Origin of the sequence: Streptomyces sp. 351MFTsu5.1, assembly GCF_000383655.1 — a bacterium.
Classification (GTDB): Bacteria; Actinomycetota; Actinomycetes; order Streptomycetales; family Streptomycetaceae; genus Streptomyces; species Streptomyces griseorubiginosus.
This window is the reverse complement of sequence record NZ_KB911812.1, coordinates 1-8,292: the sequence shown is the minus strand read 5'-3', so window position 1 is coordinate 8,292 and position 8,292 is coordinate 1. Positions and strand designations below refer to the sequence as shown.

Below are 8,292 nucleotides of genomic sequence, written 5' to 3'. Positions count from 1 at the left end.
GCCGCGTACGGCGTGAAGGGGACGGGGTGGGGGGTGTCCGCCCGCAGCGGCCGGCGTCCGGAACCGAGAACTGACCAAGAGACCGAGCCGCCGGACCGAGGACGGACACCCCCCACCCCGGCACCGACCCACAACGCACCCGCACGCGCTACACAAGCCCCCACCGAACCGCAACGGGCCGCCGCAGGCATCTCAGGGGCGCGGGGAACTGCGCAAAACGCCCGCCCCCACCACGCCGCAGACAACCGACAACCACGCCGCTACATCGCCGAAGGCCACCGCGGAGCCCGTCGCTCGGCGAACGCCGCCACCCCCTCCGCCCGGTCCTCCGAGAACGCCACCGACCGCCACGCCGCGTCCTCCACCTCCAGCCCCGCCCGCAGATCCAACCCCTGCCCCAGCCGCAGCGCCCGCTTCGCCGCCCGCAGCCCCACCGGCGAGTTCACCGCGATCCGCTCCGCCAACGCCAGCGCCGCAGCCCGGTCCTCGCCCGCCGGCACCAGCTGATCCACCAGCCCGAGCCCGTACGCCTCCTCCGCCTCCACCCGCCGCGCGGTGAAGATCAGCTCGGCGGCCCGAGCCGCCCCCACCCGCCGGGGCAGCAACTGCGTCCCGCCGCCCCCGGGAATCACCCCCACCGACACCTCCGGCAACCCCACCACCGCCGTACCGTCGGCCACGATCAGATCGCACGAGAGCGCCAGCTCGAACCCGCCGCCCAACGCGAACCCGTGCACCGCGGCGATCGTCGGCACCGGCAGCTCCAGCACCCCGGTGTACGCCGCCCGAGCCACCGGCCGCTGCCGGACCAGATCCGCGTCGCTGAAGGAGTTCCGCTCCTTCAGATCCGCCCCGACGCAGAACGCCCGCTCATGCGTGGAGGTCACCACGACGACCCGCACGCCCTCGTCACCCCCCAGCGCCGCGCACGCCCCCGCCACCGACCGCGCCATCTCCGTCGAGACCGCGTTCATCGCCTTGGGCCGGTCGAGCACCAGCTCGACGACCCCGTTCTCCCCGTGCCGCCGCACCAGCACGAACTCCCCGAACCGCTCCTCGCCCACCAGGCCCTCCAAGTTAACGCGGGTTAACAAGAACGCTCCGATCATCGCAGCCCCGCCCCGTCCACGAAAGGTTCCCGCCGAACCGCCCGACACCCCGTTCGAGTGACATCCCGCCCAACTCCTCCCCCACCGCCCATCGCAGCGCATAACGTGCGCCCCGCCACGGCGCACAGGGGGCGCGGGCACACAGGGGAGGAACGATGACGGCGACGGTCACGATGACGACGGGGCTCGCGGACGGCGAAGGCGCCCGCCTCTTCGGCTCACGCGGGCCGAGAGGCCCCCGGGGCCGCCACCGCAAGCCCCGCCCCCGCAAGGTCCTCCTCGCGGCGGGCGGCCTCGCCCTGGCCGCGGGCGCGCTGAGCCTCGTACGGCTGGCCCCCGACCACACGGTGGGCGGTTTCGGCGCGACGGACACGGACCCGCAGGCGGCCCCGGACACGGGCAACGGCACGGGCGTCGGCCCGGGCGCCGACGCGGGCACCGACCCCGGCACGGAGCGCGCGACCAACGCCGCCGCGACCATCGGTTCCGTCCCGAAGGTGACCCCGTCCTCCACGGCCGTCATGGGCGGGATCTCGGCCACCCCCACAGCGGGCGCACCCCTCGCACCCACCGCGTCCGCCTCCGCCGTGCCCCAGCCCTTCGCGGCGGCCCCCACGACGATCCCGGAGGCTCCGAACGCGCCCGCCCCGACCCACACGGCCGGCACCGCACCCCACGCCCCGACGACGACCGCCGCCCCGCAACCGCACCCGGCGCCGACCACAGCCCCGACGACCCAGGCCCCTGCCCCGGCCCCCACGGCACAGCCGACGCAGTCGACCCGCCCCGCCCCGGGCCTGTGCGTACCGATCATCGGCCTGTGCGTGCAGCAGCGGTGAAGCCCACCGGCCGGTCACACAGGGGCCGAAGGCCCTGGAGCGGCCGTAGGCCCTAGAGCGGAGCGGCCGTAGGTCCTAGAGCGTCTCGTCCCTGCGCGTCAGCAGCCACGGCTCGACCACGCCCAGCCCACGCACCGGCCGCTGCCACATCGGCTGGAGCGCGAAGCGGTACGTCGGCGGCTCCTCGCCCTCCTTCTCGGCGGCTGCCGCGGCCTCGGCCGCCTCCGCCTCGGAGGCGGGCGCCTCGCCGTGCCGGATGAGCTCCTCCGCGAAGGCGGAGTCGACGAGCACGGCATCCCGGGGAGCTATCGAGGTCAACCGGGAGGCGAGGTTCACCGTCGTACCGAAGACATCACCCATACGGGTGGTCACGGTGCCGAAGGCGATGCCGACCCGCAGTTCGGGCATGGTCTCGTCGTTGGCCATGGTCTCGATCAGCCGCAGCGCGATCTCCGCGGCCACCGCCGCGTCGTCGGCCGCGTACAGGACCTCGTCGCCGAGGGTCTTGATGAGCCGCCCGCCGCGCGCGGCCACGAGGTCCGCGGCGGTGGTCTCGAAGGCCTCGACGAGTTCGCCGAGCTCCTCCTCCTCCATCCGGCGGGTCAGCCGCGTGAACCCCACGAGGTCCGCGAAGCCGACGCACAGCCGCCGGTCGACCATCTCCTCGTCGTCGGCGGCCTGCACGACCCGCCCCGCGGAGGCGGAGAGCTGGCGGCGCCAGACGTAGACGAGGAACTCCTCCAGCTCGGGCAGGAGCAGCTCGATGATCGGGTACGTCACCTCGGTACGGGTCATGCCCGGCTCCGGAGGGTCGGTCAGACCCTCCAGGAAGGAGTCGATCTGCCATTCCGCGAGCCGGGCGGTGGTCTGCCCGGTGGACCGCGCCACCTGTACCGCCATGGCCTCGCTCAGCAGCCCCGCCTCGACGAGACCGGCGAGCCGGCGCAGCGCGAGGACGTCCGCCTCGGTGAACGCCTTGGCCTGGCCGACGTCCGCGAAGCCCATCGCCCGCCAGAAGCGGGTGGCCAGCTCCATGGAGACGCCGGCGGTGCGGGCCGCCTGAAAGGGGGTGTAGCGCCGCTCGGCGCCGAGAATGAGCTGTTCGAGACGCACGGCGAGCGGGTGCGGGGTCGCGTCCGCGCCGGAGCCCGTGTCGTCTACGGTCACGCCTGCTGCCCTTCCGATCTGTCACGGTCAGGTATCGACCGGCCTCAACTGTACGGCAGGTGTGCGGTAGCTCACTCCCGTGGGCGTGGAGAAGCGGTGCCGGCTCTACGCGGGTCGCAGGTGGACGATGTCCCCCGCTCCCACGGGTTCCTGTACGCCCTCCTCCGTCGCGATCACCAGGCGGCCGTCGCCGTCCACGGCCACCGCCTCGCCCACCAGCGAACGATCTCCCGGCAGCTCGGCCCGTACTCGTCTTCCCAGCGTCGCGCACCCCGCCGCATACGTCTCCTGCAAGCCGCTCACCGTCGGGTCCCCCGCCGCCGCGCGCCAGCGGTCGTACCACTCCTCCAGGGAGCGCAGTACGCCCCGCAGCAGCGGGTCCCGGTCCGTGCTCACCGCTCCGGCCAGTGCCAGCGAGCCGGCGGTCGGCACCGGCAGCTCGTTCTCGCGCAGCGTGACGTTGATGCCCACGCCCACGACGACCCCGTGGTCCCCCGCCCGCTCCGCGAGGATGCCGCCCGCCTTGCGCTCCTGGCCGCCGACGGTCACCAGCAGGTCGTTGGGCCACTTCAGAGCGGTGTCGACGCCGGCCGACCGGGACAGGCCCGTGGCCACCGCCACGCCCGTCAGCAGGGGCAGCCAGCCCCAGCGGGCGACCGGCACCTCGGTCGGCGTCAGCAGGACGGAGAAGAACAGGCCGGAGCGCGCCGGCGCGGTCCACTGCCGGTCCAGGCGGCCCCGCCCGGCGGTCTGCTCCTCGGCCACGAGGACCGCGCCCTCGGCGGCCTTGCCCGCGGCGGCGCGGGCGACCAGGTCGGAGTTGGTGGAGCCGGTGCCGGCCACCACCTCGATCCCGGACCAGAGCCCGCCCTCCCGCACCAGGCCGCGGCGCAGCGCGGCGGCGTTGAGGGGCGGCCGGTCGAGGTCCGACCAGCGGCTGTCGTCTCCTGGAACATCTCGCGGCGTCATGCAAGCCACCCTAGGTGTGTGAAACGCCGCACTGCTGATTCGTAGGGGCACCACTACTCTACGGATGAGTAACCGTCCCCCCTTTTGAGCAGGCAGGGAGCCGCGAGACCGATGTCCGAGCCGGAAGAGATCGACATCCACACCACCGCGGGCAAGCTCGCGGATCTCCAGCGCCGCATCCAGGAGGCGACGCACGCCGGTTCCGAACGTGCCGTCGAGAAGCAGCACGCCAAGGGCAAGTTGACGGCCCGTGAGCGCATCGAGCTGCTCCTCGACGAGGGTTCCTTCGTCGAGCTCGACGAGTTCGCCCGGCACCGCTCCACCAACTTCGGCCTGGAGAACAACCGCCCTTACGGGGACGGTGTGGTGACGGGTTACGGCACCGTCGACGGCCGCCCGGTCGCCGTGTTCTCCCAGGACTTCACCGTCTTCGGCGGCGCCCTCGGCGAGGTCTACGGCCAGAAGATCGTCAAGGTGATGGACTTCGCGCTGAAGACCGGCTGTCCGGTCATCGGCATCAACGACTCCGGCGGCGCCCGCATCCAGGAGGGTGTGGCCTCCCTCGGCGCGTACGGCGAGATCTTCCGCCGCAACACCCACGCGAGCGGGGTCATCCCGCAGATCAGCCTGGTCGTCGGCCCGTGCGCGGGCGGTGCGGTGTACTCGCCCGCGATCACCGACTTCACGGTCATGGTCGACCAGACCTCGCACATGTTCATCACCGGGCCGGACGTCATCAAGACGGTCACCGGTGAGGACGTCGGCTTCGAGGAGCTGGGCGGCGCCCGCACCCACAACTCGGTGTCCGGCGTGGCCCATCACATGGCCGGGGACGAGAAGGACGCCGTCGAGTACGTCAAGCAGCTGCTGTCGTACCTGCCGTCCAACAACCTGTCCGAGGCACCGGTGTTCCCGGAGGAGGCGGACCTCGCGGTCACCGACGAGGACCGCGAGCTGGACACGCTCGTCCCGGACAGCGCGAACCAGCCGTACGACATGCACACGGTGATCGAACACATCCTGGACGACGCCGAGTTCTTCGAGACGCAGCCGCTGTTCGCGCCGAACATCCTCACCGGGTTCGGCCGGGTGGAGGGCCACCCGGTCGGCATCGTCGCCAACCAGCCGATGCAGTTCGCGGGTTGCCTCGACATCACGGCGTCCGAGAAGGCCGCGCGGTTCGTCCGCACCTGCGACGCCTTCAACATCCCGGTCATCACCTTCGTGGACGTGCCGGGCTTCCTGCCCGGCGTCGACCAGGAGCACGACGGCATCATCCGCCGGGGCGCCAAGCTGATCTACGCCTACGCCGAGGCGACCGTCCCGCTCATCACCGTGATCACCCGCAAGGCCTTCGGCGGTGCGTACGACGTCATGGGCTCCAAGCACCTCGGCGCGGACCTCAACCTGGCCTGGCCCACCGCCCAGATCGCGGTGATGGGCGCCCAGGGCGCGGTCAACATCCTGCACCGCCGCACGATCTCCGAGGCCGAGGCCGCCGGTGACGTGGAGGCGACCCGGGCCCGGCTGATCCAGGAGTACGAGGACGCCCTCCTCAACCCCTACATCGCGGCCGAGCGCGGCTACATCGACTCGGTGATCATGCCGTCGGACACCCGCCGCCACGTCGTGAGGGGCCTGCGCCAGCTGCGCACCAAGCGCGAGTCCCTGCCCCCGAAGAAGCACGGCAACATCCCCCTCTAAGGAGACGCTGTGAACATCAAGGTCGTCCGGGGCAACCCCACTCCGGAGGAACTGGCCGCCGCCCTGGCGGTGGTCAGGGCCCGCGCCGCGGCGGCACCGGAGCCGTCCGGCGCGGAGGAACCAAGGCCGGCCTGGTCCGACCCCGCGCGGATCGCAGGCCGCCGTCTGCCGCAGCCAAGCCCCACGGCATGGACCCGCACGTACTGGCCGGGGTGATTGCACCTGCCCAGGGGCGCGGGGAACCGCGCACGGAAGGACAACAAAGGGCGCCTATTTAAGTACCCGTACTCAGGCGCCCTCCTCCGCCAAGCCCCACGCTAGAGGCATGCTGTGGTCCGACCCCGATGACGAACCCCCGAAGGAACTCCGCGACATGCAGGAGATGCTTCGGCGGCTGGGCATCTTCATGGCGCTGGCCATGGTGCTCGCGATGATTGTGGTCGGACTACGCTGACCCGCATGACCGATCAGCCGCGCCGCCGCCTCGTCCTCGCCTCCCAGTCCCCCGCCCGGCTGAACCTGCTCCGCCAGGCGGGCCTGACCCCCGAGGTCATCGTCAGCGGCGTCGACGAGGACGCCGTCACGGCCCCCACCCCCGCCGAACTGGCCCTGGCACTCGCCGAGGCGAAGGCCTCCGTCGTGGCCGCACAGCCCGCCGTCAAGGGGGCCCTGGTGATCGGCTGCGACTCGGTGCTCGACCTGGACGGCCAGGCGCTCGGCAAGCCCGCCGACGCCGAGGAGGCCACGGCCCGCTGGAAGGCCATGCGCGGCCGCGCGGGCACCTTGCAGACCGGCCACTGCGTCTACGAGACGACGAGCGGCCGGTACGTCTCCGCCGTGGCCTCCACGGTCGTCCGCTTCGGCGAGCCGACCGACGACGAGATCGCCGCGTACGTCGCCTCCGGCGAACCTCTCTACGTGGCGGGGGCGTTCACCCTGGACGGCCGTTCGGCCCCGTTCATCGAGGGCATCGACGGCGACCACGGCAACGTGATCGGCCTGAGCCTGCCGCTGCTGCGCCGGCTGCTGGCCCGACTGGGCGTGGGCATCACGGAGTTGTGGGCGCCGGCGGAGGCGTGAGCGGCGACTCGGCGGCCTCCGGGGCGGCCTCCGTGGCGTCCTTCGGCTCGTCGGAGGCCTCGGGGTCGCCGGGCCCGTCGGTGTCCCGCGGCCCGGTGGCGGCCGCCGGCTCCGGATGGTCGTCGTAGCTCATCAGCAGCAGGACGATGAGCGCCAGCATCACGATCATGAACGCGAACTGCGGCCGGCCGATCAGCGCCCAGGCGACGGCGGCGAGCAGCCCGTGCACCACGGCCACGCTGATCAGCAGGATGCGGCCGAGGCCGGCCGGCGGACGGTTGCGCAGGGCCACCAGCAGAGCGACCAGGGCGCACAGGGCGAAGTAGAGGCCGAAGACGACGGCGCCCACCTTCGAGGACATCACCATGGCGTCCGGGTCGAGGCCGGCGAGGGACATGTTCTGCCCGTCGACGACGTTGGCCATGATCCAGTTCAGCAGGGCGACACCGAACGCCTCGACGAAGAGGACGACCGCCACGATCCACGCCACCGGCCTGCGTATCACCGGTCCCACCCACTTTCGAGCCGCGCTCTTGTTACCCGAAGTACGTTCGATACCAGCGCGAACGCTACTAACGGGTAAACCCTGGGACAAGGGTTCCGCCGGGGGCAAAGAATCATTGGGCCATTCGTAGGGACTCCACAAAGAAACGAAGTGGTCCGCAGCACGCTCTTACAGAGACCTTGACCACAGAGGAGGGCTAGGGTTTTCGGGAGGAGTCCTGCGTACCGAGGTGCGACAAGGGATTTCGCTCGTGGGTGAGCCCCGTATCACGCTCCGTGTGGGGTAGCTCACCACGGGGGACGGGTCGAAGAGCCGTGTCGGCAGTCCCTAAACTCGGCTTGTTTCAAGGAGGGAGCCTCAATCGTGCGCAAGGTGCTCATCGCCAACCGTGGCGAAATCGCTGTCCGCGTGGCCCGGGCCTGCCGGGATGCCGGTATCGCGAGCGTGGCCGTGTACGCCGACCCGGACCGGGACGCTCTGCATGTCCGCGCCGCGGATGAGGCGTTCGCCCTGGGCGGTGACACTCCGGCCACCAGCTATCTCGATATCGGGAAGGTGTTGGGGGCCGCGCGTGAGGCGGGCGCGGACGCGGTCCATCCGGGGTACGGGTTCCTCTCGGAGAACGCCGAGTTCGCGCAGGCGGTCCTGGACGCGGGTCTGATCTGGATCGGCCCGCCGCCGCAGGCGATCCGTGACCTGGGTGACAAGGTGGCCGCCCGGCACATCGCCCAGCGGGCCGGTGCCCCGCTGGTGGCCGGCACCTCCGACCCGGTCTCCGGCGCCGAGGAGGTCGTGGCCTTCGCCCAGGAGCACGGCCTGCCGATCGCGATCAAGGCGGCCTTCGGCGGTGGCGGACGCGGCCTGAAGGTCGCCCGCACCCTGGAGGAGGTCCCCGAGCTGTACGACTCGGCGGTGCGTG

Annotated in this window: 10 protein-coding genes; 6 read left to right on the top strand and 4 right to left on the bottom strand. The window is 71.9% G+C overall.

Annotated features, from left to right (window positions below; genetic code table 11):
- Positions 1–260 precede the first annotated feature (260 nt).
- Positions 261–1,064: an enoyl-CoA hydratase/isomerase family protein gene (locus H295_RS0142345; protein ID WP_028810264.1), complete on the bottom strand. Its 804-nt coding sequence runs from the start codon at positions 1,062–1,064 to the stop codon at positions 261–263.
- Positions 1,065–1,264: 200 nt separating this feature from the next.
- Here H295_RS0142345 and H295_RS44560 point away from each other — a divergent pair, with 200 nt between their 5' ends.
- Entirely contained in the window at positions 1,265–1,948 is a 684-nt protein-coding gene (locus H295_RS44560) for a hypothetical protein (protein WP_020141429.1), read from the top strand.
- A gap of 75 nt (positions 1,949–2,023) precedes the next feature.
- On the opposite strand, the gene H295_RS0142335 is transcribed toward H295_RS44560, so the two are convergent.
- The gene (locus tag H295_RS0142335; protein WP_020141428.1) at positions 2,024–3,115 is read right to left on the bottom strand and encodes an adenylate/guanylate cyclase domain-containing protein; all 1,092 of its coding nucleotides are present in this window, start codon (positions 3,113–3,115) and stop codon (positions 2,024–2,026) included.
- Positions 3,116–3,220: 105 nt separating this feature from the next.
- Positions 3,221–4,084, bottom strand: a complete 864-nt coding sequence (locus H295_RS0142330; RefSeq protein ID WP_020141427.1) for a biotin--[acetyl-CoA-carboxylase] ligase — start codon at positions 4,082–4,084, stop codon at positions 3,221–3,223.
- Between the two features lie 111 nt (positions 4,085–4,195).
- On the opposite strand from H295_RS0142330, the gene H295_RS0142325 reads away from it, so the two are divergent.
- The 4 genes from H295_RS0142325 to H295_RS0142310 all read left to right on the top strand — a co-directional run bounded on the left by H295_RS0142325 (position 4,196) and on the right by H295_RS0142310 (position 6,868).
- A complete protein-coding gene (locus H295_RS0142325) occupies positions 4,196–5,788 on the top strand; it encodes an acyl-CoA carboxylase subunit beta (RefSeq protein ID WP_020141426.1) in 1,593 nt (530 codons plus the stop codon).
- Positions 5,789–5,797: 9 nt separating this feature from the next.
- Positions 5,798–6,004 carry an acyl-CoA carboxylase subunit epsilon gene (locus H295_RS0142320; protein ID WP_020141425.1) on the top strand — a complete coding sequence of 69 codons (207 nt, stop codon included), beginning with the start codon at positions 5,798–5,800 and terminating at the stop codon, positions 6,002–6,004.
- A gap of 109 nt (positions 6,005–6,113) precedes the next feature.
- Entirely contained in the window at positions 6,114–6,242 is a 129-nt protein-coding gene (mmpB, locus tag H295_RS48525) for a morphogenic membrane protein MmpB (protein WP_267974108.1), read from the top strand.
- Positions 6,243–6,247: 5 nt separating this feature from the next.
- Entirely contained in the window at positions 6,248–6,868 is a 621-nt protein-coding gene (locus H295_RS0142310; RefSeq protein WP_020141424.1) for a nucleoside triphosphate pyrophosphatase, read from the top strand.
- Here the strand turns inward: H295_RS0142310 and H295_RS0142305 are convergent.
- Positions 6,837–7,358 (bottom strand): hypothetical protein, encoded by a 522-nt coding sequence (locus H295_RS0142305; protein WP_020141423.1) that lies wholly within the window; start codon positions 7,356–7,358, stop codon positions 6,837–6,839. The genes H295_RS0142310 and H295_RS0142305 overlap by 32 nt on opposite strands.
- Before the next feature lie 378 nt (positions 7,359–7,736).
- Here H295_RS0142305 and H295_RS44555 point away from each other — a divergent pair.
- A partial coding sequence (locus H295_RS44555) for a biotin carboxylase N-terminal domain-containing protein (protein WP_028810094.1) occupies positions 7,737–8,292 on the top strand: 556 nt, incomplete at its 3' end.